Here is a 24,216-nt window from a genome sequence, read left to right as displayed (position 1 = left end):
TGCTGTCAGACCGGCCGGGGCCGCAATTCGCCTTTGAGCCAGACCCGGCGCAGCAGCCAGATACTGAGCCCCAGACAGAGCAGCAGGCTCGGCACAGCGCCCTCGGCCCCGAAGGCGCCGCCGCTGAGCCAGCTCGGGCCGTCGACCTCGGCCTGGAACCAGGCCTTGGGCTCAAAGCCCGACATGGGCAGGCCGAACAGGCCGGCCTGGGCAAAGTTCCAGCCGAAATGCAGGCCGGTGCAGAGCCAGATCCGGCGCGTCAGCATATAGGCGGCGGCGAACATCAGGCCCAGTTGCAAGGCCAGGGCCAGCGAGGTGTAGAGGCTGGCATGGGGGTTGAACTGGTGCAGCAGGCCGAAGATCAAGGAAGAGACGGCCAGCGCCGCCCAGGAACCCCAGGCTTGCTCCAGCAGGCGGAACAGCAGGCCGCGCAGCAGCAGCTCTTCGGCGATGGCCACCACCAGCATGGCCGGCAGCACCGAGCTCAGCGCCACCCAGCCTTGGGCGGCATCGATGCCCAGCAGACGGTAGTGGCCGCTTGCTGCCAGCACGCCGACAAATGCGGCGATCAGCAGCGTGGCCAGGCCGGCGCCGGCGGCGAACTCGCGGCCGGCGCCGCGCAGGCCCAGCTCCAGCGCCGGGCGCCGCTCGGCCCAGCGCACATAGCCGAGGTAGACGCAGAGCATCCAGCTGCCGCGCAGGAGATTGCCGACGACGCGCCAGTCGGGGTCGGCAGGCAGGGCGAGTTGAATCAGCTTGGCGCCGAGGGCAAAAGGGGCGCCGATCAGGGCGAGGGCGAGCAGCAGGCGGAGCAGGGGATGGCGGGGCAGGGACATGGGGCGAGGGGTGAATCGTGAATCGTGAATCGTGAATCGTGAATCGTGAATCGTGGGGCTTGAAGGGTCAGGCTTGGTCGGGGGAGGCTAGGGCCTGAAGCTACGATGCGCAATTCACATGGATGCATAGCTGGCGATGCAAAAACGTATGGATTCGAGCGAGCCGGCTCCGGCGGTGCGGCTGGACGCCCAGCAGTTCGACTGGGCCTTGCTGCGTGGCTTTCTGGCGATCTATCGGGCCGGCAGCGTGGCCGCTGCGGCGCGCAGCCAGCAGCTGCAGCAGCCGACGCTGAGCCGGCAGCTGATCGAGCTGGAGGCGCAGCTGGGCACGCGCTTGTTCGAGCGCAGCCGGCGCGGCCTGCACCCCACCGCTGCGGCCGAGCAGATCCTGGAGCACGCCTTGCAAATGGAAGAGGCGGCCAGCCGCCTGAGCCTGCGCCTGAGCGCGCGGCGCGAGCAGCTCAGCGGCACGGTGCGCCTGCACACCACCCAGCTGCTGGCTGGCCTCTTGGTGCCCGAGGTCTTGCCGGGCTTGCTGGCGGCGCGGCCGGGCCTGCAGATCGAGCTGATCTGCGGCGATGCGCCGCCCGACCTGCTGGCGCGCGAGGCCGACATCGGCCTTTGGGTGGCGGAGCCGCCGCGGCCGCTGGACCTGGTCTGCCGCCGCCTCGGTGAGTTCCAGATCCAGGCCTGCGCCAGCCCGGCCTACCTGGCCCGGCATGGTGAGCCAAAGGACCTGGCCGAGCTGCTGGTGCAGCGGCACCGCCTGGTCGGCCCGGACAAGCTGCCCGAGATGCGACGCTGGTTCGAGCAAGTGGCGCCCGAGCTGAACCGCGCCCATTTCGTGCTGCGCACCGATGACAAGGCGGCCCTGCTGCAGGCCCTGAAAGCCGGGGTGGGCATCGGCTTTGCGGCCAGCTATCTGGTCGGACCGGGCACGGGGCTGCAGCGCATCTTGCCGGCCCTGCCGCTGCCGCAGCTGCCGCTTTGGCTGGTCACACACCGCGAGATCGTCAGCAACCCGCTGATCCGCAGCTGCTTTGATGGCTTGGCCGAAGACTTGACCCGGAGGTTGTGAGCGCCGGCCGGTAGCGGAGGCTGGGGCAGAATCGCCGCTCCCATCTCCCTTGGAAGTCTTGAACATGGCCTCAGTCTTGATCGTCGGTGCCTCGCGCGGCATTGGTTTGGAATGGGTGCGCCAGGCGCGCGCGGCGGGCGACCGGGTGGTGGCCACGGCGCGCGATGAGTCAGGGCTGCAGCGCCTGCGCGATCTGGGCGCGGTGGCGCTGAAGCTGGATGTCATGAACACCGCCAGCGCCTCGGGCCTGGCCTGGCAGATCGACGGCTATGCCTTCGACCAGATCGCTCTGGTGGCGGGGGTTTTCGGCAGCCGCACCACAGGCTTGCAAACGCCGACCGAGGCGGAGTTCAACACCGTCATGCAGACCAATGTGCTGGGCCCCATGCGGGTGCTGCCGCAGCTGCAGGATGCGCTGGCGCCGGGTGCGCGCTTGGCCATCATCTCTTCGCGCCTGGGCTCGATCAGCCTGCGCAATGGCAGCCATGGTTGGCTGTACCGCGCCTCCAAGGCGGCAGTGAACTCGGTACTCAAGGATGCGTCTTTGGTCTTGCAAGACAAGGCCTGCTGCATCAGCTTCCACCCCGGCTGGGTGCGCACCGATATGGGCGGCGCCGATGGCGACATCGATGTGCAAACCAGCGTGGCCGGTATGCGCACGGTGATGGCCGGCTTGAGCGCGGCCGATAACGGCAGTTTCATCAATTACGACGGGGAGCGATTGAGTTGGTGAGGGTGGGGCGCATGGCAATGACGACGAAGACCCGGACGGTGCTGCGGCGCCTGGCCTGGGGTGTGGCTGGGCTGTGCCTGGGCCTGATCCTGCTGGTCCTGGCCTGGCTGGCCGGCAACAACCGGTGGGTGGACGCCGAGACACAGCCGCGCCCGGCCGCGCTGCAGCCGCGGCCTGTTGCCTTGGCGCCTGAGGTCAATGTGTTTTTTGACCTGACCGGCTTGTTCGCGGGGCCCCAGGCCCAGCCCTCGCGCGTGGGCCAGGCCCTGTGGGGCACGCCGATGCCGGAGCAGGCCACGGTGACCGACTCCCATCTCTTGCCCCAGCCGCGCGATGCCGCCTGGAGCTGCAGCTGGGATCTGAACGATTGCCTGGGCTTGTGGCTGCAAGACAGGGAGGGCCTGCGCCTGCGCTTGCGCGAGCAGACCTTGCTGCTGGAACGCTGCGCGGCCCTGGCCGATGGGCTGTCGGCAGGCCGCCTGGCGTTCGATGAACTGCTGCCGCAGCCGCGTGCGGAGCTGCGCCGCGCCAGCGACAAGTATCTGGGCCTGCCGGTGGCGTCGCATTTGCAGGGCGCTCGCGTCTGTGCCCGCGGCTTCCAGATGCAAGCCGCCTGGGCGAAGTCCCAGGGTCAGGCTGAGGCGCTGCTGCAGGCGCTGGGCCGGGCCCAAGCCTTGTCTCAGGCCTTGCTGCAGGGCAGCCAGAGCCTGATCTCCAGTGTTCTGGCCTGGAACCATGAGCGGCAGCGCTTGCGGCTGCTGGCCGGCCTGCTGGCGCTGGAGCCCGCGTTGGCGCCGCACTTGGGTGCACAGCTGGGGGCCTTGCCCGAGCGTGCCCGCGACGCCAGCGCCTGGATGGCGGCCGAGTCCTTATTCGGCGGCCAAGCCATGCAGGAGATGGCCCAGCTCTGCGGTCGCAACGAAGGCGGCCAGATCCGGGAGCAGGCCGGCTTGATCGACCGCTGGCTTTGCCACTTTGGCTTCATGCCGCAGCGCACCCTGCAGGCCAACGATGCCTGGTGGTTGCAGCAGCACGAGGCTGCCAAGGACGGGCCCGAGGCTTTGCTGAGCCGCATGCAGGCGCAGCCAGCCCCCGACTTTTCCTTGTGGAGCCTGCCCTTTCGCAACACGATCGGAACCATCTTGCTCAGCGTAGCCCACCCGGCGTTTGACGACTACCCGGCCAAGCAGGCTGACCTCTTGCTGGACCACCGCGTGGCTCAGCTGGCCTTGGCTCTTGCCACGCAACAAGTCCCCGTGGCCGAACGTGGCGCCTGGCTGGCTCGCCAGGACCTGACGCCCAGCCAGCGCGAGCGCATCACGCTGAGCGAGGATGGACTGAGCCTGCGTGTTCTGCCCTGGGCCAAGCCTGTGGCCGCGAACCCAGGCGGAGCCAGCCGCAGCTGGCCGCTGCCATCGCCTTGACGAAAGCAGGCTTCGCCGGACAAGGTATCGTTGCGCTTTGGCGCCTCGCGCGTGGCTTGTAGACAGGCTGCGCTCGCCGGCGCGATGCATTCCAAATCACGAGACACCTTCCCATGCTGCTTTCCGACGACCACCGCGCCATCCAGGACGCGATCCGCTCCTACGTGCAAGACCAGATCGCGCCCAAGGCGGCCGAGTGGGACAAGAGTCACCACTTTCCCGCCGCGGAGCTGAAGGGCCTGGCCGAGCTGGGCTGCTACGGCGTGGCCGTGCCCACCGAGTACGACGGCGCCGGCCTGGACTACCTGGCCCTGGCCATCATCCTGGAAGAGATCGGCGCCGGGGACGGCGCGACCTCGACCGTGGTCAGCGTCAACAACTGCCCGGTCTGCTCCATCCTCATGGCCTTCGGCAACGAGGACCAAAAGCAGCGCTTCCTCAAGCCGCTGGCGCGCGGCGACATGCTGGGCGCCTTCTGCCTGACCGAGCCGCATGTGGGCTCGGAGGCCGGCGGCCTGCGCACCACGGCCGTGCGCGATGGCGATGAGTACGTGCTCAACGGCGTCAAGCAGTTCATCACCAGCGGCAAGAACGGCGATGTTGCCATCGTCATGGCCGTGACCGACAAGGCCGCGGGCAAGAAGGGCATCAGCGCCTTCCTGGTGCCCACCAACACGCCGGGCTACCTGGTGGCGCGCATCGAAGACAAGATGGGCCAGCACGCCAGCGACACGGCGCAGATCAATTTCGAGAACTGCCGCGTGCCGGCGGCCAACCGCCTGGGCGAAGAAGGCCAGGGCCTGAAGATCGCGCTCTCAGGCCTGGAAGGCGGCCGCATCGGCATCGCCAGCCAGAGCGTAGGCATGGCGCGCGCGGCCTTCGAGGCGGCGTTGAAGTACAGCAAGGATCGCGAGAGCTTCGGCCAGCCGATCTTTCAGCACCAGGCCATCCAGTTCAAGCTGGCCGATATGGCCACCCAGATCGAGGCCGCGCGCCAGCTGATCTGGCATGCCGCCAGCCTCAAGGACGCCGGCCAGCCCTGCTTGAAGGAAGCGGCCATGGCCAAGCTCTTCGCCAGCGAGATGGCGGAGAAGGTCTGCTCCGCCGCCATCCAGGTCCATGGCGGATACGGTTATGTCAGCGACTTCCCGGTCGAGCGCATCTACCGTGATGTGCGCGTGTGCCAGATCTACGAAGGCACCTCGGAAGTGCAGAAGATCCTGATCGGCCGCGCCCTGGCCTGATGGCCGATGCTGCCGGGCGCGTGAAGCGATGCTTTGCGCCCGGCTTGCGCTCCACGGGCTTTGCTGATTAGCATGGCATGCCCCGCCTTGCTCCGGGCCGCCCGACCGCTTTGCTGTCCTCCTGTGCAGAGTTCTTGTTCTCGTCTTCCGGTCGGCGCCTGCAAGGCCGGAGGATGCGAAAGGAGCATCACCGATGATGAACAGCACCGCGACCCTGCTGGACGCCGAATCTGAAGCCCTGCACGAGCAGCCGAAGGCCAGCCTCTGCTTCAAGATTGCCGACCAGGCTTGGGAATTCGAGGCCATCCACCGCCTCAACTACCGCACCTTCGTCGAAGAAATTCCGCAGCACGCGCCCAACGCGGAGCGGCGCTTGATCGACCGCTTCCACGACGAGAACACCTATGCCATTGCCCTGCATGAGGGGGAGCTGGTCGGCATGATCGCCGGCCGCAGCGCGCGGCCTTTTTCCCTCGACGGCAAACTGCCCGATCTCGACCGCCACCTGCCGCCGCACCAGCGCGCCATGGAGGTGCGCTTGCTCGCGGTGGCGCCGGCCTTTCGCAATGTTCAGAAAGCGGGCGTGTTCGCGCGGCTCTCGGGCGTGCTGGCCCGGCACTTCCGGGCCCAGGGCTGTGATTTGGCCCTGATCTCGGGCACGCTGCGCCAGACCCGGCTGTATCGCCACCTGGGCTTTCAGCCCTTCGGCCTACAGGTGGGCAGCGCCGAGGCGCCCTACCAGCCCATGTTGATGCGCTTGCCCGACTACGCCGCGCATTGCGCGCATCTGGAGTTCCTGTCGGACGGGCGTCATGCCACTTTTCTGCCCGGGCCGGTGGCCTTGTCCGAGGCCGTGGTGCAGGCCCTGGCCGAGCCGGCGCATTCGCACCGCGGCCCCCAGCATCTGCTGCGCCTGGCCCGGGTGCGCGAGCGCTTGTGCGCGCTCAGCGGCAGCCAGGATGCGCTGATCTTTCCGGGTACGGGCACCTTGGCCAATGATGCGATTGCGGGGCAGCTTTCCTTGGTGGACGGCACGGGCCTGGTGATCAGCAATGGCGAGTTTGGCGAACGCCTGCTCGACCATGCGCGGCGCTGGCGCCTGCCGCACCAAGCCCTGCGTCTGGACTGGGGCCGGCCGCTCTCGGCCGAGGCGCTGGAGCAGGCCTTGCAAACCCAGCGCCCGGCCTGGCTCTGGGTCGTGCTCAGCGAGACCTCCACCGGCATGCGCAATGACCTGGGCCTCTTGCGCGCCGCCTGCCGCCGGCACGGCGTGCGTCTGTGTGTCGATGCGGTCAGCGCGCTGGGCCAGCAAGCGCTGGACCTGCGCGGCGTATGGCTGGCCAGCGCCGTCAGCGGCAAGGCCCTGGGCGCCTTTCCTGGTCTGGCCATCGTGCTGCATGAGGGCGCATTGCAGCCCGAGGGGCAGCTGCCGCGCGCCATCGACCTGGCGTCCTTTGCGCCGGCCGATGGTGTGCCCTACACCCAGAGTTCCAATCTGCTCGCTGCGCTCGAGGCCGCCCTGGCCATCGACTGGCCCGCGCGCTGGCGGGCGGTGCGCAGTGCCGATGCGCAGTTGCGACGCGCCCTGGGCTGCAGCGCCGCGCAGCCTGCCCCCTTGCCTTGGCGCGCCCTGGTGGCGCCGGATCAAGCCATGCCCGGCATCTTGACCCTGGCCCTGGCTCCGCATCTGTCGGCGGCCCGAGCCGGCGCCCAACTGGAGCGTGCCGGCTTCAAGCTGGCCTGGCAGAGCGGCTATCTGCAGCAGCGCAATTGGCTGCAGATCTGCCTGATGGGCGCCTGGGACCCGGCCGCGCTGGCCGTGCTGCCGGCGCGCCTGGCGCAGGTGACGGAAGTCACGCTGCCGGAGGCTTGAGGCGAGCGTCGTCTGGCCTCTGTACAAATCGTACACAGACAGCGAGGCCTAGGGTTTCTACACTTGCGTTTCCAAATCTGAGTGGCGTTCAACAGGTCGATGACCTGCTCTGAGAACCACCCAGCCCGCAGCGCAAAAATCAGGAAACACCATGTCTTCGCAGCCCACCCGTCTCGCTTCCGCTCCTCGTCTCCGTCCGGTCTGGGCGGCTTTGGCCTTGTCCTCCTTGGTGGCGCTCACTGCCTGCGGTGGTGGCGGTGGTGGCGGCGGTGATGTCACGCCGCCCCCGCCGCCGCCGCCGGCCAATGCACCGGAGCTGATGGTGAGCATGAGCCTGCCTGGCGCCGAAGTGCCCTCGGGCTACACCCAGACCATGGCCACCATCAAGCTGCGCAATGTCGGCAAGGGCGCCGCCACCACCACCGATGTCAACATCGTCGCCGACGCGCTGCTCGAGGGCATGAAGGTCGTCAACTGCCAGTCCGACAACGCCGGCACCGCCTGCCCCGCCACCGGCTCCCGCATGACGGTCAGCAATTTGCAACCCGGCGCCACACTCACTTTTGATGTCACTGGCACCGTCAAGCTCGGCACCAGCGGCACGGTCAATCTGGAAGCCTCGGCCACCACCGGCACGGGCACCCAGTTGTCCAGCAGCAAGATGAGCGTGGGCTTCAAGGCCTACACCGCGGATGTGGCGGTGCAGGCCACCGGCCCCAGCAGCGCAGTGCCGGCTGGCGGCAGTTTTGAGTATGTGGTGACGATCACCAACAAGGGCCCCGATGCGGCCAAGGATGTGCTGTTGGCCAATTCACTGGCGCCTTCGGGGACCCCAAGCGCCCCTACCCTGGGCAAGATGACTTGCACCGCTGCGGGCGGCGCCGTGTGCCCGACGGAGCTGATCCCCGTGGGTATGAAGCTCGCCACCTTGCCCAAAGACGGCAGCCTGGTGTTTCGCCTGCCCTACAGCTTCGCGCCGGGCGTCCGCGACGTATTGGTGTTCGAGGCAGCCGTGCGGGCCCTCGGCGACAGCGACAGCAGCAATGACCGCGTCTTGCTGACCACGCCCTGAGCGTAGCCACTGGGAAGGTCGGGGCCGCCATGTGCGGCCCTTTTGCTTTTTACGGCGCTGCTTGCACCTTCACCTCGAACTGCCGTCGCCCCACGCGCTGCATAGAGTCAGCAATCTCGACGCTGAGCTTGTGCTCGCCGCTGGGCAGGGCGGCTTTGCGGATGCGCAAGCCTTCTGCAGTCACCTCCGCCTGGGCCAGCACGCGCTGGGTGATGTCCAGGCCCATCCAGCCGTAACGGATGCGCAGGCTCTGTGGCTCGATGCGGGCCTCGCCCTCGGCATTCCAGCGCAGCTGGATGTCGATCGGGCTGGGCAGCACATCGGGGCCAGGCCGTGGCTGCAGCAACTCCAGCCGTGGCGCGCCGGGCGAGGGGCTGAACCTCGGGCTCGGCGGCGCCGGTGTGGCGCGCTCCTCCCGCCACTCGGCATCGCTGATCAGGAACGGCCCGCTTGTCTTAGCTTGGGCCTGTGCGAAGGCCGAGCCTGCGGCCAGGGCCAGGGCCAGCAGCATCAAGCATCGGCCGCTGGCAAGACATGGAACAAGAGACCTCATCGCGACCCTCCTGGCGTGCTGAGTTGAGTGGGTTCAAAGCTTGATCTGATTGCCCAGACCTGCGTAGGCAAACACCGGGGTCTGCTGCGGCATCGTGCAGTCATTGCGGCGGCGGCAGATGTCGCGCGATTGCTCGATGACCTTGGGCCTGACCTCCTTGACCACCAGTTGCTCGATGGACTTGCGGCCCTGTGCCGCACGCAGCGCCGTCAGCAACTGCACCGTGAAGATGCCGCCATGGACCGGGTTGTCCCAGGAGACCTCTTCGCTGCTGGCCGCGGTCACCACGGCAAAGGCCTTGCCCTCGGCCGGGCCGAAGCCTTGAGCGACGCGGTGGGCGTCCGGCCCGCCTATGCCTTGGGTGGCTTGCACACCCTGGGCCGAAATCTCGACGGTCACCAGGTCGCGAGCCGCATTGCCCGAGAAGCAGGTGTCGATCACCCACAGCACCTGCTGGCAGGGCAGGGCCTTGCACAGGCCTTGCAGCTCCCAGAAATCCAGCGCCGAGGCGTTGTCGCCGCGCCGGCTGAAGTCGGCCAGGATGGGCGCGCCGTAGCCCGAGATCGAGCTGTCCTTGGGCCCGCCATGCGCGGAGAGCGCAAACACCACCATATCGTCGGGTGCGACCTGGCGCGCCAGGTGCTTGAGCTGACGCCGCAGCGCCTCGCTGGTGGCCTCGGCGTTGCGCAAGACGGTCATGTTCTTACGCGGCATGCCCATGTCCAGCATGGCCTGAGCGAAGTTGTCGGTGTCCTTGCTGACGCCGTGCAGATCGCTGATCTCCATGCCTTCTCGCTGCCGTACGCTGGAGTAGTCGGACATGCCCACCACCAGCGCCCAGCGCTTGTGCGGCGGAGGCAGGCTGAGGCTGGGGGCGGCCTGCGCCGGTGCCGGTGCGGGCACCGGTGTCGGGGCGGCCCCTGGCACGACATTGGGGGCTGGCACGGGTGTGAGGGCTGGAGCCTGCGTCAGGGGCGGCGGCGACGGCGGAGGAGGGGCCGGGGGCAGCTGGGTCTCCGGCGTGCTGATGGTCTGGCTGCTCGCCACCAGTTCGGCATGCCCGTCGGGCTTGACGCTGGCCGGGCCGAGTTGAAGCAGTCTCTGGCCGGCGCGCCGGGCCAGCTCGCGGGCGGCCTGACGCGCGGCCAGCTCCAGGGCGCGGCGCTCGCCGAACTCCTGCTGCCCATCCTCCTGCCGGGTGAACATCTGACCCCGCCCTTCATCGGACACCAGGATCTGTCGGCCAACAAACACCCGTGCCTGCAGCCGCACCTCGGCAATGGCGGCCTCTTGTCCAGGCACCGGGCGCAGATTGCGGTAGGCGCTGAACACCATGGAGTAGCCAGCGTCCGCAGCGAAGGTGACGATCACACCCGGCCCACCGTCCATCAGCTGGTAGACCTGGGCACTGGGCTGCATCACGCGCAGGCCTTGCTGCTGAAACTCGTCTTCCAGGGCCAAGGTGGCGGTCTGCACCACCGGGTCGAGCCGGGCCGAGGCGCCGGCATGCTCACGCCGGTAGAGCACGGTCAGCGGGAGCTGCACTGCGCTCGCCGGAGCCGGTAGGGCCTGTGCCGCCTGCCACGCCGCCGGGCCTGTTGCCAGCAGCGCCAGACCGGGCGTTTGACTCAGGCCCAGGGCCGCGCCGCGCTGAATCAGGTGGCGTCGCGTCAGCGCCGAGCCCGGGGTGTTGGAGCGGGGCGCGTTCATTCCACCCTCGCCGAGGTGTCCTTGGAGTATTCGCTGAGCACGGCGTAATCGCCCGGTGCCACCTGGTGCTGCGGGTGCTTGCGGATGATGTCGCACTGGCTGGTGTTGCTGCCCACGCCGTCACAGCGCACCGCGGCCACGGGGATGGTGCTGGTGATTTCTTCCTTGCCATTGGGCAGGCGCATGGTGCGCACGCGGAACACGACCAGTTCGTCTTTGCCCTGGAAGCCCTGGCGGATGCCGCCAAAGAGGCCCATGGTGTCGCCGTCCACTGAGACCACCTTGCCCAGCGGCCTGAAGACCTCTTGGATACGCAGCGAGGCCTCCTTGAAGGCGCGGTGCATCGCCTTCTTGTAGTCATTGGCCAGGGCCTGCTGCACCTGGGGCTGGTTGGGGTTGTCCTGCAGGCCCAGCACGGTGCGGTCGCCGCTGCTCTGGCCGCTCTGGCCTTCCACCGAGATGGCGCGGTCCTGCAGCAGCTCGCCGGTGTAGAGGTCCTTGATCTGCAGGGACAGCAGCACCCGAGTCACGGCCACGCGCCGGCCGCCTTCCATGGGCTCCAGGCTTTGCCAGGCATCCTTGACCATGGCCACAACCTGGAAGCTGGAGGCTTCGGCGGTGACGCTGTTGCCCATCTCCAGCACATCGAAGCGACGCGAGGCCAGGATGGTGTCCATCAGATTGCGGTTCATCTGCCGGTTGCTCAAGCCCACGGCTTGGGCCATGGCTGGGGGGAACAACAGCTTGGGGTTGGCCGGGTCGCCGATGCTTTCCATGCTCACATAAAGCTTGGTGCGCGCGGCCTGATCGATGGTTTGCAGGCCGCCCAGATAGACGCCCGAGGGCATGCGGATGGCGCCCTTGCTGAGCTCGACCTTGTCTTTCTCATGCGGGCTGGGCGGGTTGCTTTTGCAGCCGGCCAGGGTCAGCAACACGCAGGCCAGGGCGGCGGAGGCGGCTTGGGAGGGCGAACAGATGCGAGGCATGGTCAGTAGCTCCGTCTTTGAGTCGATGAGGTGGGGGAAAGCTGGGGTCTCAGCTGCCGGTACGGCTGGCCTTGGCAGGAGCGCCGGACGCGGGCTTGGCGCCGAGCTGGGTCTTGCCGCCCGCCTTGTTGTCCTGGCGGCCCTGCTCGACCTTGTCGCGCGGCTTGGGCGCAGGCGGCGGCGTGCTGGGGGCGTCATCGCCGGCCACCGGGCTGACCAGGCTGAGGCAGCCGTCGACCTGGGCTTCGTAGGCATAAACGGCCTGCATGGACGGCACGGCGCGCAAGCTGCTGCGGCCCAGGTCCAGGCTGGCCCGCATGGCCGAGCCCTCGCGGTTGGCAAAGATCAGGCGCAGCAGCTGGTCGTTGCTCAGCTCGCGGCTGCGCTCGCTCACGCTGCGCTGGATCTGCGACAGCGCGTTGCCGCCATCGTCCGTCAGCCGCCGGTGGTCGCGGCGCAGCAGCCTGTCGCCCAGCTCCAGCTCGCGTGCGTTGTCGGGCCGGCCGGAAAAGCTGGCGGCGAAGCTGAAGCCCTGCAGTTCGGGCTGATTGAAGTAGGCGCGCGCCACCGGGTCGCGGCGCTCAGCCGGCATGGTGCGGTCCAGCATGCGGCCGGCCTCGGCGCGGTCACACAGGTAGACGCGGTAGATCAGGCCTAGCGCATGGTCGCGGAACAGGGCTTCGCGCAGCAGGCCGCCTGCCTCGCCCTTGTCCAGTTCGGCCATCACCTCGGCGGCACTGCCCAACTCCAGGGTCTGCTCGCCCTGGCTGAGGCGGAAGCGGGCCGGCCGCGCGGCTTTGCCCAGGTCGGGGAAGATGCCCTGGGCGGTGACGTCCCAACTCAGGCCCAGGCCCCGCTTGACCTCGTTGCCGTAGGCCAGCACCAGAGGCAGGGCGGCCAGCATTTCCTCGTTCTTCTTGTCCTTGTAGAGGCGCAGCAGCTGCCGTCCGAAGCCCGAGACCAAGCTGCTGAAGGCGGCGCCGCCCACCATGGAACGCACATAGGCTTGGGTTCGCTTGCTGCTGCGGTCCACACCGCTGCGGTAGTCGGCGTAGAGCGCCGGATCCCGCTGGCGCAGCAGCCGCAGGGCCAGGTTTTGCACGCCCATGTCATTGGAGAACTCCTTGAGGCTCAGGTTGCCACGGCGCTGGGCCAGGAAGTCCTGATCCGCACGGCTGAAGCCCGCCGCCTGGCTGGCCTTGGCCGCGGCCGGGCCTTGCTGCAGCAGCTCGTAGAGCAGGCTGGCGGCCTGCTCGCGGCGCTCGATCAGCTTGAGGTAGTCGTCCTCGATGCCGGCAAAGTCCTTGCGCGCCTGATCGAGCTGTTTGTTGCTCAGGCGCATGGCCACCAGCATGGCCGCCATGGTCACCAGGCGGCGCTTTTGCTTGGCATCGAGACCCGAGCTCGAGGGCAGCTCGATCTTCTCTTCGGCCAGAGCCTGCTTGGCCTCCAGCAATGCGCCCAGGTACTCATCCAGTTCCTGGGCGGAACCGCTGCTCTTGATCATCTTGTCGAGCTGGCTCTCCAGCGTGCTGAGCGCGGCGCTGATGGCGGCGCCCTGGAGTCCTGCCGCCACGGCCTGCATGTTGTTGGCGCTACCTGGTCGTGCCGCTGCCTCCTGTGTGCCCAACAGCTCCATCAAGCCCGCGCCGCTCTTGAGCTTGCCCGCGGTCTGGCGAATGGTGATCAGCTCGAACAGCAGCTCCTCGCCGCTGACCACGCGCTTCTGGAAAAACTGCTCGATGAAGGCCTCGCTGACCAGCGCCTTGCCGCCCGGGCCCAGCGGGGGCGGCGCGATGCCGGGCATTTGGCTGCTCACCCGCGCGCTGCCGCCGAAGGGCAAATCAGGGAGGCTGTCCTTGATCTGCTGGATCGGGTTGCTGGCGCAACCGGCCAGGGCCAGCAGGGCGGCAGCCTGCATCAGCCACCAGCCGCCGCGGCGCGAATGGACGTGTCGGGAAGGCAACGCAGAAGCAAGCGGGTGGATGTTCACGGGGTTCCTCCAAAGCCAGGTCTGAGGCCGCTCCCTGGCGGCATGGATGGAGTGACGGATGGCACCTGAATTCGTCAGGGGCTGAATGCCTGGGGTTTTCCCGGGTCATTGAGTTCCATCAAGACGCAGGGTCAAGCCCTGACGTTTTCGCCGCGCCCCCGTCTCTGGGGGGTGGCTGTGGCTTCCAGGCCCGGGAAGCAGGGTCTGCACTGGAAATCTGTCGCAATCGCTCGTTAGACTTACTTTGTTACAACATGCACGGAAGCGATCGACAGCATGGAGCGAGAGGTGTTCAAGCGGGCCTGTGCGCAAGGAGGAGACCCCATGCGACTTGCGTTTCGCCAGCTTTACCTGGACTATGGCCGCGCCTTGCTGCGCGAGTGCAGCCTCTGTTTGCGTGATCCGGAAATGGCCCGCGACGCCTTGCAGAACGCGCTGCTGCGGATCTGGAAGTCCTGCGCCAGCTACCGTGGAGATTCCGAGCTATTTCCCTGGCTCAAGCGTGTCGCCCGCTCGGTGGCCATCGACGAGTTGCGTGCCAGCGCGGCTCGCCTGCCCAGCAGCGCCTCCTTGCCAGCTTTGGACGAGGAGCCTGACGCTGCAATGCCGGATGAGCTGCCCGGGCCCGAGGCATTGACCGCTTCGCGCCTGGCTCTGGAGCGCTACCGCGAGTGTGAGGCGCGCTTTCGCGAGGCCGACCCCGAGGCGGCCGCGGTGATCCGCTGGATCGCCGAGGACGAGCTCTGCATCGAGGACGTGGCCCGTTTGCTCAACCGCACGCCGCAGGCCACGCGACAGTACCTGTACCAATGCCGTCGCAAGGCGCGGCACTATCTGGCTCCCTGGTATGCCCAGGTGGCCGGGGGAGAAGGCTGATGTCTGACCGTGAACCCTTGAACCCCGCGCAAGAGGCTGAACTGGCTGCCTGGCTGCGCGGTCTGCGCGGCCAGGCAGCAGAGTCGGGCTTGGGAAAGTCGGCTCATTCCGAAGGGCAGTGTCTGCAGCGTGCGCTGTCTGCCACCGTCGCCGAACAGCCGGCTCTGTCGCCGCGTGAGCTGGAAGTGCTGCTCGCGCAGGCTGAACACGAAGGACTGTTCCGAGCTTCGGGCTGCCGACTCTGCCAAGCCTGGCGCGAAGCCCTGCGCAGCGTCTGGCAAGCACCTGCCTGGCGTTGGGGCGGTGCGTTCTCCGGGGCTCTGGCCCTGAGCTTGCTGGTGTGGCTGGGCTTGCCCACCCAGAGCCCCTGGTCAGCTGAAGATGGGGCGCCGGCTGCGGCCAGCGGTGGGGTGGCGGGTGGCGAGACGGGTGGAGCAAGGCGGGGCAGCGACGGTGTGTTGCAGCTGCGCGTCCCCGACCCACAGGCTTGGCGCGAGTCCCTGGCGACCGATCTGCAGGCCCAGGGCCTGGAGCTGCGGCGTTATGAACGCCTGGGCCGTTTGGGCCTGGATGTGGAGTTGAGCGGACTGCCCGCCGAGCGCCAGCCTGCGGTGCAGGCGATTCTGAAGCGCCGAGGCATCCCCTGGCCGGCCGATGGCGTGTTGATGCTGGAACTGAGCGCTGGCCCGGCGCCGACCCAGCCATGAGGCTGCGGCTGCTCTCAGGAGGCTGGCTGCTGGCGGCCGGCTTGACCGCGCTGCCTGCTTGGAGCGATCCGATCCACGAACGCCTCGGTGGAGCGGACGCGCGCCAGGCCTTGGCCCTGCTGTGCGACGCTGCGCCTGCAGCGGTTGAGGCCAGCCTGCCGCTGCTCGAACAGCTCTTGCGCGAACCCGAGCAGGCCTTGGCCCGGATTTGCGCTCGGCCGCCGTCCGAGCCTGCAGCCTTGGCCGTCGCCCTGCAGCAGGCGCGCATGGCCTGGCAGTTGTTGGAGCGGCCGTTCAGCGACCCGCTGGGTCGGAGTCTGGCTGCGCTGGAACCCGCAGCGGGCCTTGCCGTTTTTGCAGAAGCGAGGGTCTGGTTCTTGATGCTGGCCGCGCGCGCCGCCCTGGACCGCGCGGCGCGCGACGAGGCCGTGCCCCTGGTGGCGGAGGCCTTGCCTTTGGCGCTGGCGCTGCCGACGGGCGGGGCCGACCGCGATGTCATGTGGGCCCAGCTGCGCGTGCTGGAGATCACCGCCAGCTGGCGCCGCCAGGCGCCGGGCTGGGTGGAACGCAGCGAGGCGAGCTTGAGCGAGGCCGCGGCCTTGCTGCAAGGCCAGGGCCTGGCGGTCAGTGCCCTGATGGGTGAGGTCTTGAACCTGCGCACCGTGGTCAGCCATGCCCAGGATCGGCTGGCTGTGGCCGTGGGCTATGCCGAGCAGGAGGCGGAGCTGCTGCGTCAAATGGGCCGAGGCGAGTCGCCCGATATGCTGGATGCGCTGGCTTCGCTGGCGGCGATTTACGGGCAGATGGAACTGATGGACCGTTCGCAGCAGGCCCTGGAGGACGCGCTGCGCATCATCGAGCGCCACCCCGACGCCAACCCCTCGGCGCAGTTGGGTGTGTTCCACAACCTGGCCTCCAATTACCTGCACTACGCTCGTGTCGATGAAGCGCTGGCGCTGGCATTGCGCGCCGTGGCTTTGGCCGAAACCACCTTCGGTGCCAACAGCCCGCGCCTGCTGCCCTACCGTGTGAGCTTGCTGAACCTGCGCATGACCCAGGGCCAGTTGGGCGAAGCCTTGGCCGTCAGCGAAGCCATTGACGCCATGCTCGGCCCGGACAGCGCTGGCACGGTGGGCCTGGCGCGACTGATCCGCGCACGCCATCTGCAATCGGTGCTCTGGCAAAAGCTGGGCCAAGCTCGGCGTGCGCGCGAGCTGCTGGCGCCTCTGCTGTCCCTCAGCGAGGGGCGCAGCGATCTGGGCTATTGGCGCTCGCGTTTGTTGCTCAGCCATGCAGCGGTGCAGATGCAGCTGGGCCAGCCCGGCCTGGCCTACCGCGATTACGACGCGGCCATGCAGGCCTTGCGACAGATCGTCGGCGACACGCCGTCCTTGCTGCTGGAGGCCTATGGAGGACGCTGCCGGGCGGCCGTGGCGCAGCCGGGCGCGACTCAAGCGCCGCTGCCGGCTTGCGAGGAGCTGCAGCAGTTCCTGGACCAGCACCCCGACTATGCCGGGCTGCCACCGGCCGACCGAGCGCGTGCGCACAAGGTGCTGGCGCAATGGAAGGACAGCCGCTCGGCCTGGGCCGCCGGGCTTGATCACCACCTGCGTGGCCTGGCCGCGGCCGAGAGTCATGCCGCGCCCCTGCCGCTGTGGGACAACCTGCATGGCTTGGCTCGCCACTGGGCCCAGCGCGGCCGCGAAGACCTGGCCTTGCAGCTCGGCCGCCAGAGCCTGGACCAGATCGAGCTGATGCGCCAGGACCTGCGCGGCAAGCGCCCGGGCCAGGAACGCGGCTTTGTCCAGGAACTGTCCTCGGTCTACCGCGACCAGGCCGCTTGGCTGGCGCGCTCAGGCCGCATCGCCGAGGCGCAAGACGTGCTGCGCGACTGGTCGGCCGTGGAGCTCGATGAATTCAGCGATGGCCAACTGCGCGTGCGCCGCTCTGCGCGCCTGCGTGCACCTGAAGCGCTGCTGCAGCAGAGCCCGAGCGCGGCCGGCCCGGAGCGCGTCGGCGCGGAGCGGATGCCGTCCTTGGGCAGCGCTGGCGAAGTGCTGAGCCCGCGTCGTTTGGCCCAGGCTCAGCTGCACTGGCGGGCCCAGCGCGAGAACGAGGCGCTCAAATTGCAGCAGTGGCAACAATGGTTGCAGCAGGCCTTGCTCGCCACGGCACCCAAGCCAAGCAGCGCGGCCCAGCGTCTCCAGGCCACGGCCAAGCAGCGCCCGTCGCGGGGCGTGCTGGAGGTCTGGAGCATTTCCGGCCAGGAGCGCCTGAGCTTGCTGATGATCCACGCCGGCGGGCAGTCGCAGCTGGAGCTGGCCTGGCCGGCGCGCCAGCTCGGCCAGGAGCTGGCCGAGCTGCTGCGCAAGATCGAGGCCCGCGAGCCGGTTGATGCGGAGCTGCGCCACTGGTTCCGCCGTCTCGGCGAGCCTCTGTTGCGTGCCGCTCGCCGCGCCAAGGCCGGGCAAGTGGAGGTGTATCTCGATGGCGCCCTGCGCTACTTGCCCCTGGGGCTGCTGCGCGGGCCGGAGGGCTATCTGGGCCAGAGCGTGCGCCTGGTGCAGCGCCTGCCCGAGGGCGGTGGCGGTGAAGTGGGTGCGGGCCAGGCAGGGCTGTCTGCGCTGCGCCTGCGCGCTTTCGGCAGCAGCCAGGCGGTGGCCGGCCTGCCGGCTTTGCCTGCAGTAGTGCAGGAGATCTGCGAGCTGGTGGCCGGCCCGATCGAGGGCCTCGGCAGCAGTGCCTGCCTGAGTGGCCCGGGCCTGTGGCGCGGCCAGGGCTGGCTCGATGCGAGCTTCACCCAGCGCACTTTGCAAGACGAGTTGCAGTTGGCAGCCCAAGCGCGTGCCGGTGGCCTGCTGCATCTGGGCACCCACTTCACCCTGCGGCCGGGCGTGATGTCCCGGTCCTGGCTGCGCCTCGGTGACGGGCAGCGCCTGCACCTGGCCGAGTTGGCCCGCATGCCTTTCACTCACACCCAGTTGGTGACGCTGTCAGCCTGTTCGACGGGCCTGGGCGGTGGCGATGATGGTTCGGGCGCCGAGGTGGCCGGGCTCAATGCCAGCCTGCTGCAGGCTGGGGCCAGCGAGGTCTTGTCCAGCCTCTGGAGCGTGGACGACGCGGCCACGCGGCGCTGGATGCGCAACTTCTACGCCGCCTTACGGCGCCACGGCGACAGCGCCCGCGCCCTGCAGTCGGCGCAGCGCGCGTTCCTGGCCCAGTCGGGCGGGCAATCACACCCCTTTTACTGGGGCGCGTTCTACCTGGCGCGCGCCAATACCCAGCGCTGACGCCGTGTGGGCGCAGCCCGCACCGCGCTCGCCGCATCCAGGTAAGCCAGGCTGCCAAGGCCGCAGCAGATGGTCTATGGTTGCTTCATGCTTGAATCCACCTTGCCCGAACGTTCCGCGCAGGCCATGCAAAAAGGCCCGCTGCATTTCTATTTCGATTTTTCCTCGCCCTACAGCTACATCGCGTCCGAGTGGGTGGAGGCCGTGGCCGCACGGCACGGCCGGCGCGTGCAATGGCATGCCATCTTGCTGGGCGTGACCTTTCAGGCCGCCGAACTCAAACCCCAGGTCGAGCACCCGCTCAAGCGCGATTACGCGTTTCGTGATTTCGCCCGCTCGGCCGCCTTTGCCGGCTTGCCCTACCAGCAGCCCGAGCGCTTCCCCATCGCCACGCAGAATGCCGCCCGTGTGTTCTGGTGGCTGCATGAAACACAGGGCCCGGCGGCCGCTGTGGCCTGGGCGCGCGCCGGCCTGCGTGCCTATTTCACGCGCGGCGTGGCTCTTGATGATGCCGCGCAGCTCAAGGCTTTGGCGGCACAGAGCGGCCTCGATGCCGACGCGGCCGAGCGCGCCTGGAGCGACCCGGTCTGGAAAGATCGGCTCAAGGCCGTCAACAGCGCCGCGATCGCCGCCGGCGTGTTCGGCGCACCTTACTTCATCGTCGACGGCGAAGCCTTCTGGGGCAATGACCGCCAGGCGCAGATCGAGCGCTGGCTCGCCAGCGGCCCGTTCAAGGGTCTGATCTAAGTTCGTTCAGGGCAGAGGGCTGAGCCCTGCGGCCTTGAGCAGGCGCCGGTAGCTGCCGTCTGCCTTCATGGCCGCCAGCCCTTGTTCGAAGGCGCTGCGCAAGGCCTCGGCCTGCGGGTCGCGGCGGCTGAAGGCCAGATAGGTGGGCTTGCTTTCCAAGCCCGGTGCCAGCCAGTCGATACGCGCCCGCAGCTCAGGTTCCTTGGCGAGCATATAGAGCCCGGCATCCTTGGCACCGAAGGCCAGGTCGATCCGGTCCTTGGCCAGTTTGCGCAAATTGCTGTTCAGGGCGCTGGCCAGGTCGAGTTGCAGGCCAGGGTCGCGCAAGAGCTCGGGCAGATAGCTGCCGCGTTCAACGCCGATGCGCAGGCGCCGCAAGGATTCGGCGTTATGAGTCATTTGTTGGCTGCCGCGCTTGACGAAGAAGCCCAGCTCCTGCTCGACCAGGGGCGAGCTGTAGTCGAAAAGCTGGTCACGCGTGGCATTGCGCCAAATGCCCAGAATCAGGCAGCGCCCTTCTTCGCCTTCCTTGAGGATGCGGGCCCAGGGCATGAATTCGGCTTGCATGGTGTAGCCCACGCGCTGGAACGCTTGCTGCGCCAGATCGAAGATGGGGCCCATGCGCGGCAGGCGCGGGCTGTTGTAGGGCGGGAAGTCGCCCACGCAGACCCGCACGGCTGGCTGGCTGCCGACCTGGCTGTTCGCCGGCGCTGCGCTGCCTTGTGCGAGCGCTGCTGTTCCCCAGGCCGCAGCCACCAGCGCAGCTGCCAGCAGCAGCCTTTGCCGGTAGGGCGGGCAAGGGGTGAGGGTGGTGGAGCGAGTCTGGTTCGGCAACATCTGCGCCCACCCTAAGCCCAAATGCAGCCCGCCTCAAGCGGACTTGTCCCGGGTGCCTGTGAAGTCTTGCTTACAGCTCCGCCACGCCCTTGACCCGCGCGGCCGGCACCGGCATGGCCACCGCGGCCTCTTGCACGCGGCCATGGAAACGGTCCAGCAGCGCCTTCTGCTTGGCCCGGGCCGTCACCACGTTTGCATGCTTGACATGGCCGTAGCCGCGGATCTGTTCGGGCAGGCGAGCCAGCTGCAGGGCGACTTCCAGCTTGTCGGCTGTCAGGCCGGCCAATAGCTCGTCCACCAGGGCTTCGTAGTCCTGGATCAGCTGGCGCTCCATGCGGCGCTCTTCGGTCTTGCCGAAGACATCGAGCGCGCCGCCGCGCAAACCCTTGAACTTGGCCAGCAGCTTGAAGGCCTGGAAGGTCCAGCTGCCCATCTCGATCTTCTTGGCCCGGCCATCGGCACCGGGCTTGGAGATCAGCGGCGGGGCCAGATGGAAGCTCAGGCGCTCCCAGTTCTCGAACTGCTCCTTCATCGCGCGCTCGAACTGGCCGTCGGTGTAGAGGCGCGCCACTTCGTACTCGTCTTTGATGGCCAGCAGCTTCGCGTAGTAGCGGGCCACGGCCTTGGTGAGGCGCTCGGTCTTGCCGGCCTCGCCCAGCTGGCCTTCGGCGCTGCGCACGCGCTGCACCAGGGCCAGGTAGCGCTGGGCGTAGGCGCTGTTCTGGTAGGCCGTCAGGTGGGCGCTGCGGCGGGCCAGCAGGCCGTCCGGGCCGTCGAGCTTGTCGAAGTTCAGCACCTGCACGACCGACTGCGCATTGCGGCCGGCCAGGCGGCGCAGGGCCTCGGGCGCGGCGATGGCCAGGCGGCCCAGGGCGAAGGCGGTCTTGTTGCCTACCACGGCCACGCCGTTCAGCTCCATGGCTCGCATCAGCGAGGCTTCGGAGAGCGGCACCAGGCCGCGCTGCCAGCAGGCGCCCAGCATGATGATGTTGCTGGGCATGGTGTCGCCCATCAGCTCCTGGGCAATCGCTTGCGCATCGATGGTGCTCATCAAACCGGCGTCGCCACCGACGGCATGCTGCATCTTGGCCAGCAGCGAGTCGGCTTGCAGGCTGGCATCGGGGTTGCGCACAAAAGCCGCCGTGGGCAGCTCATGCGTGTTGGCCAGGATGACGGTGCGGCCCGGCTTGACCGTGCCCAGCGCATCCGGGCTGGCGCCCACCACCATGTCGCAGGCCAGCAGCACATCGGCCTGTTGCGTGTCGATGCGCACCTGGTTGAGCAGGTCTTGCGTCGGCGCCACGCGCACGAAGCTCAGCACCGAGCCGCCTTTCTGTGCAAAGCCCATGAAGTCCAGCACCGAGGCCTGCTTGCGCTCCAGATGCGCGGCCATGCTGATCAGGGCGCCGACCGTCACCACGCCGGTGCCGCCCACGCCGGTGACCAGCAGGTCGAAGGGACCCGTCCAGTTCCAGGGTTTGGGCGAGCCAATCGCGGCCAGCTCGCGCGCCAGATCGGCGGGCGTGTAGCCGGCGCCGGCGCGTTTCTTGAGCTGCGCGCCGTGCACCGAGACGAAGCTCGGGCAGAAGCCGTTGACGCAGGAAAAATCCTTGTTGCAGCTGCTTTGCTCGATCACGCGCTTGCGGCCGAAATCGGTTTCCACCGGCACGACCGAGAGGCAGTTGCTGGCCTGGCCGCAGTCGCCGCAGCCCTCGCACACCTGCTCGTTGATGAAGATGCGCTTCGGCGGGTCGTAGAACTCTTTCTTCTTGCGACGGCGGCGCTTTTCGGCGGCACAGGTCTGGTCGTAGATCAGCACCGTCACGCCTTCGATCTCACGCAGCTCGCGCTGCACCGCGTCCAGCTCGCTGCGGTCGTGGAAGCTGGTGCCCGGCGGGAACAGGTTCTCGTGGCCTTGGTACTTCTGCGGCTCGTCGCTCACCACCACCAGGCGCTTCACGCCCTCGGCCTCCACCTGGCGCGCGATCTGGGGCACGCTGGTCTGGCCGTCCACCGGCTGGCCGCCGGTCATGGCGACGGCGTCGTTGTAGAGGATTTTGTAGGTGATGTTGGTCTTGGCGGCGATGGCCTGGCGGATGGCCAAGTAGCCCGAGTGGTAGTAGGTGCCGTCGCCGAGGTTCTGGAACACATGCTTCTCGGTCGTGAAGCGGCTGTGCGCGGCCCAGTCCACGCCCTCGGCGCCCATCTGGATGAGCCCTGAGGTGCCACGCTCCATCCAGCTGGCCATGAAGTGGCAGCCGATGCCGGCCAGGGCCCGCGAGCCTTCGGGCAGCTTGGTCGAGGTGTTGTGTGGGCAGCCCGAGCAGAAGTAGGGCTGGCGGCGCACGCCATCGGCCGCGTTCGACAGCAGGCAGGGGGTGAGGAAGTCCACCACCAGATGGCGGCGGTCCAGCGCGGGGTTGAGGCGGGCCAGCCAATCGGCCACCGTGTTCATGATGCGCGAGGGGCGCAGCTCGCCGAGAGCGCTCAGCACGGCCTGGCCATGCTCATCGGTCTTGCCCACCACGCGCGGGCGCTGCGCATCGGGCAGGTGGTAGAGCAGTTCCTTGATCTGGCGCTCGACGACCGGGGCTTTCTCCTCGATCACCAGCATATCGGTCAAGCCCTGGGCGAACTCGCTCATGCGCGAGCTCTCCAGCGGGAAGACCAGGCCGACCTTGTAGACCCGCACGCCGGCGGCGGCCAGGGCATTGGGGTCCAGGTCCAGGCGGCGCAGCACTTCCATGAAGTCGTAATGAGCCTTGCCCACGGTGACGATGCCCAGAGTGGCGCGCGGGCTCACGACGATGTGCTTGTCGATGCTGTTGAGTTTGGCGAAGGCCTTGACGGCGTTCAGCTTGTGCTCAAGGCGCGTTTCCAGCTCCAGCGAGGGCAGGTCCACCGCGCGGATGTGCAGGTCTACCGGCGGCTTGTGGTCCACCGGCAGCTCAAAGTCCAGCGGCACGCTGTCCAGGTCCACCGTCATGCCCGACTCCACCACCTCCGAGATCGCCTTGAAGCCGACCCAGGTGGACGAAAAACGGCTCAGCGCCCAGCCGTAGAGGCCGAACTCCAGATACTCCGCCACATTGCCCGGGTGGACGATGGGCATGTGCCAGGCCTGCAGGGCCAGATCGCTCTGGTGCGGGGTGCTCGACGAGACACAGCCATGGTCATCGCCGCAGACGACCAGCACGCCGCCTAACTTCGAGGTGCCATAGACATTGCCATGCTTGAGCGCATCGCCCGAGCGGTCCACGCCCGGGCCCTTGCCGTACCACATGGCGAACACGCCATCGGCCGTGCGCTTCGGGTCCAGGGCCACGCGCTGCACGCCGAGGCAGGCGGTGGCGGCCAGGTCTTCGTTGATGGCGGGCAGGAAGTTGACCTTGGCGGCGTCGAGGAACTTCTTGGCCTTCCAGAGCTGCTGATCCACCATGCCCAGCGGGCTGCCGCGGTAGCCGGAGACAAAGCCGGCGGTGTTCAGGCCCTTGCTTTCGTCTTGCGCTTTTTGCGCCAGCAGCAGGCGCACCAGGGCTTGGGTGCCGGTCAGGAAGACTGCGCCGCTGCTCGCTGCGAGGTTGTCCGAAAGCTTGTAGTCCCGCAGCGCGGGCTCCTGGGGAGCCGCAGGGCTGAGTGTTTGGGTTTCTGAACTGGACATGGGCTTTCCTCGCGAGACGAACGATGGCTGCCGGGGATTTTTCGTCAGAGAGCCAAGTGTTTGTTGCTCTGTTTGCCGCTGTCAAGCCAGTGAATGAGAGAATTCCTCTCAAAGGAGTCTCAAATGGAGATGGATCGTTTCGATCGGGCCACGCGCCAGATTCTCGAAGCCCTGCAGGCCGATTGCCGCCAGAGCACCCAGGCCCTGGCCGACCAGGTGGGCCTCTCGGCCACCCCGGTCTGGCGCCGCATCAAGGAGCTGGAAGACAGCGGCGTGATCCGCCGCCATGTAGCCCTGGTGGACCGCGAAAAACTGGGCCTCAATATCTGCGTGCTGGCCAATGTCTCGCTGGTGCGGCACAGCGAGGGCGCGGTCGAGCAATTCGAGCGCCTGGTCCTGGCCAGCCGCGAAATCATCGAGTGCCACGGCATCACCGGTGAGGCCGATTACGTGATCAAGGTGGTCGTGCCCGATATGAAGGCGTATGACGCCTTTCTGCAAAGCCAGATCTTCAAGGTGCCCGGCGTGGCCAGCGTGCGCAGCAATGTGGTGCTGCGGGAGGTGAAGTACGAGACGGCCTTGCCCGTGGGCTGAGG

Annotated in this window: 18 protein-coding genes; 11 read left to right on the top strand and 7 right to left on the bottom strand. The window is 68.0% G+C overall.

From position 1 onward, the window contains the following. Nucleotides 1–5: 5 nt before the first annotated feature. The gene (locus LNV28_RS01990; protein ID WP_263516753.1) at nucleotides 6–836 is read right to left on the bottom strand and encodes a CPBP family intramembrane glutamic endopeptidase; all 831 of its coding nucleotides are present in this window, start codon (nucleotides 834–836) and stop codon (nucleotides 6–8) included. A gap of 148 nt (nucleotides 837–984) precedes the next feature. Here LNV28_RS01990 and LNV28_RS01985 point away from each other — a divergent pair, with 148 nt between their 5' ends. The 6 genes from LNV28_RS01985 (at nucleotide 985) to LNV28_RS01960 (ending at nucleotide 8,260) form a co-directional block, all read left to right on the top strand. Beyond that, complete coding sequence (locus LNV28_RS01985) at nucleotides 985–1,914, top strand: LysR family transcriptional regulator (RefSeq protein WP_263516754.1); 930 nt, start codon at nucleotides 985–987, stop codon at nucleotides 1,912–1,914. A gap of 64 nt (nucleotides 1,915–1,978) precedes the next feature. Further along, nucleotides 1,979–2,647, top strand: coding sequence for an SDR family oxidoreductase (locus LNV28_RS01980; protein ID WP_263516755.1), 669 nt, complete (start codon nucleotides 1,979–1,981; stop codon nucleotides 2,645–2,647). 11 nt (nucleotides 2,648–2,658) lie between these two features. After that, on the top strand, nucleotides 2,659–4,071 hold the full coding sequence (locus LNV28_RS01975) for a hypothetical protein (protein ID WP_263516756.1): 1,413 nt from the start codon (nucleotides 2,659–2,661) through the stop codon (nucleotides 4,069–4,071). A 113-nt stretch (nucleotides 4,072–4,184) separates the two neighbouring features. Then, nucleotides 4,185–5,315, top strand: coding sequence for an acyl-CoA dehydrogenase family protein (locus tag LNV28_RS01970; protein ID WP_263516757.1), 1,131 nt, complete (start codon nucleotides 4,185–4,187; stop codon nucleotides 5,313–5,315). Nucleotides 5,316–5,508: 193 nt separating this feature from the next. Continuing rightward, complete coding sequence (locus tag LNV28_RS01965) at nucleotides 5,509–7,188, top strand: GNAT family N-acetyltransferase (protein ID WP_263516758.1); 1,680 nt, start codon at nucleotides 5,509–5,511, stop codon at nucleotides 7,186–7,188. 151 nt (nucleotides 7,189–7,339) lie between these two features. Continuing rightward, nucleotides 7,340–8,260 (top strand): COG1361 family protein, encoded by a 921-nt coding sequence (locus tag LNV28_RS01960; protein ID WP_263516759.1) that lies wholly within the window; start codon nucleotides 7,340–7,342, stop codon nucleotides 8,258–8,260. Nucleotides 8,261–8,309: 49 nt separating this feature from the next. On the opposite strand, the gene LNV28_RS01955 is transcribed toward LNV28_RS01960, so the two are convergent. Genes LNV28_RS01955 through LNV28_RS01940 form a run of 4 tightly spaced genes read right to left on the bottom strand, consistent with a single transcriptional unit; the run spans nucleotide 8,310 to nucleotide 13,475 of the window. Continuing rightward, complete coding sequence (locus tag LNV28_RS01955; protein ID WP_263516760.1) at nucleotides 8,310–8,813, bottom strand: hypothetical protein; 504 nt, start codon at nucleotides 8,811–8,813, stop codon at nucleotides 8,310–8,312. 33 nt (nucleotides 8,814–8,846) lie between these two features. Then, complete coding sequence (locus LNV28_RS01950) at nucleotides 8,847–10,523, bottom strand: caspase family protein (protein ID WP_263516761.1); 1,677 nt, start codon at nucleotides 10,521–10,523, stop codon at nucleotides 8,847–8,849. After that, nucleotides 10,520–11,509: a hypothetical protein gene (locus tag LNV28_RS01945; protein ID WP_263516762.1), complete on the bottom strand. Its 990-nt coding sequence runs from the start codon at nucleotides 11,507–11,509 to the stop codon at nucleotides 10,520–10,522. Before LNV28_RS01945 ends, LNV28_RS01950 begins: the two co-directional genes overlap by 4 nt. 49 nt (nucleotides 11,510–11,558) lie before the next feature. After that, complete coding sequence (locus LNV28_RS01940; RefSeq protein WP_263516763.1) at nucleotides 11,559–13,475, bottom strand: hypothetical protein; 1,917 nt, start codon at nucleotides 13,473–13,475, stop codon at nucleotides 11,559–11,561. Between the two features lie 351 nt (nucleotides 13,476–13,826). Between LNV28_RS01940 and LNV28_RS01935 the strand changes: the two genes are divergently transcribed. From LNV28_RS01935 to LNV28_RS01920, 4 genes are all read left to right on the top strand, one after another. Beyond that, nucleotides 13,827–14,378, top strand: a complete 552-nt coding sequence (locus LNV28_RS01935) for an RNA polymerase sigma factor (protein WP_263516764.1) — start codon at nucleotides 13,827–13,829, stop codon at nucleotides 14,376–14,378. Then, entirely contained in the window at nucleotides 14,378–15,085 is a 708-nt protein-coding gene (locus tag LNV28_RS01930; protein ID WP_263516765.1) for a hypothetical protein, read from the top strand. The genes LNV28_RS01935 and LNV28_RS01930 overlap by 1 nt, the downstream gene beginning before the upstream one ends. Beyond that, nucleotides 15,082–18,375, top strand: coding sequence for a CHAT domain-containing protein (locus tag LNV28_RS01925; RefSeq protein WP_263516766.1), 3,294 nt, complete (start codon nucleotides 15,082–15,084; stop codon nucleotides 18,373–18,375). Before LNV28_RS01930 ends, LNV28_RS01925 begins: the two co-directional genes overlap by 4 nt. 87 nt (nucleotides 18,376–18,462) lie before the next feature. Next, nucleotides 18,463–19,122, top strand: coding sequence for a 2-hydroxychromene-2-carboxylate isomerase (locus LNV28_RS01920; protein ID WP_263516767.1), 660 nt, complete (start codon nucleotides 18,463–18,465; stop codon nucleotides 19,120–19,122). Nucleotides 19,123–19,128: 6 nt separating this feature from the next. Here the strand turns inward: LNV28_RS01920 and LNV28_RS01915 are convergent, their stop codons facing one another. After that, entirely contained in the window at nucleotides 19,129–19,959 is an 831-nt protein-coding gene (locus tag LNV28_RS01915) for a substrate-binding periplasmic protein (protein WP_263516768.1), read from the bottom strand. 70 nt (nucleotides 19,960–20,029) lie between these two features. Beyond that, nucleotides 20,030–23,620, bottom strand: a complete 3,591-nt coding sequence (locus LNV28_RS01910; RefSeq protein WP_263516769.1) for an indolepyruvate ferredoxin oxidoreductase family protein — start codon at nucleotides 23,618–23,620, stop codon at nucleotides 20,030–20,032. A 123-nt stretch (nucleotides 23,621–23,743) separates the two neighbouring features. Between LNV28_RS01910 and LNV28_RS01905 the strand changes: the two genes are divergently transcribed. Beyond that, the gene (locus tag LNV28_RS01905) at nucleotides 23,744–24,214 is read left to right on the top strand and encodes an Lrp/AsnC family transcriptional regulator (RefSeq protein WP_102768093.1); all 471 of its coding nucleotides are present in this window, start codon (nucleotides 23,744–23,746) and stop codon (nucleotides 24,212–24,214) included. The last annotated feature ends 2 nt before the right edge of the window (nucleotides 24,215–24,216 follow it).

Origin of the sequence: Paucibacter sp. DJ2R-2 (genome assembly GCF_025717675.1) — a bacterium.
GTDB lineage: Bacteria > Pseudomonadota > Gammaproteobacteria > Burkholderiales > Burkholderiaceae_C > Paucibacter_A.
Note: the sequence above shows the minus strand (reverse complement) of the source record. Positions and strands in the feature narration are given on the sequence as shown.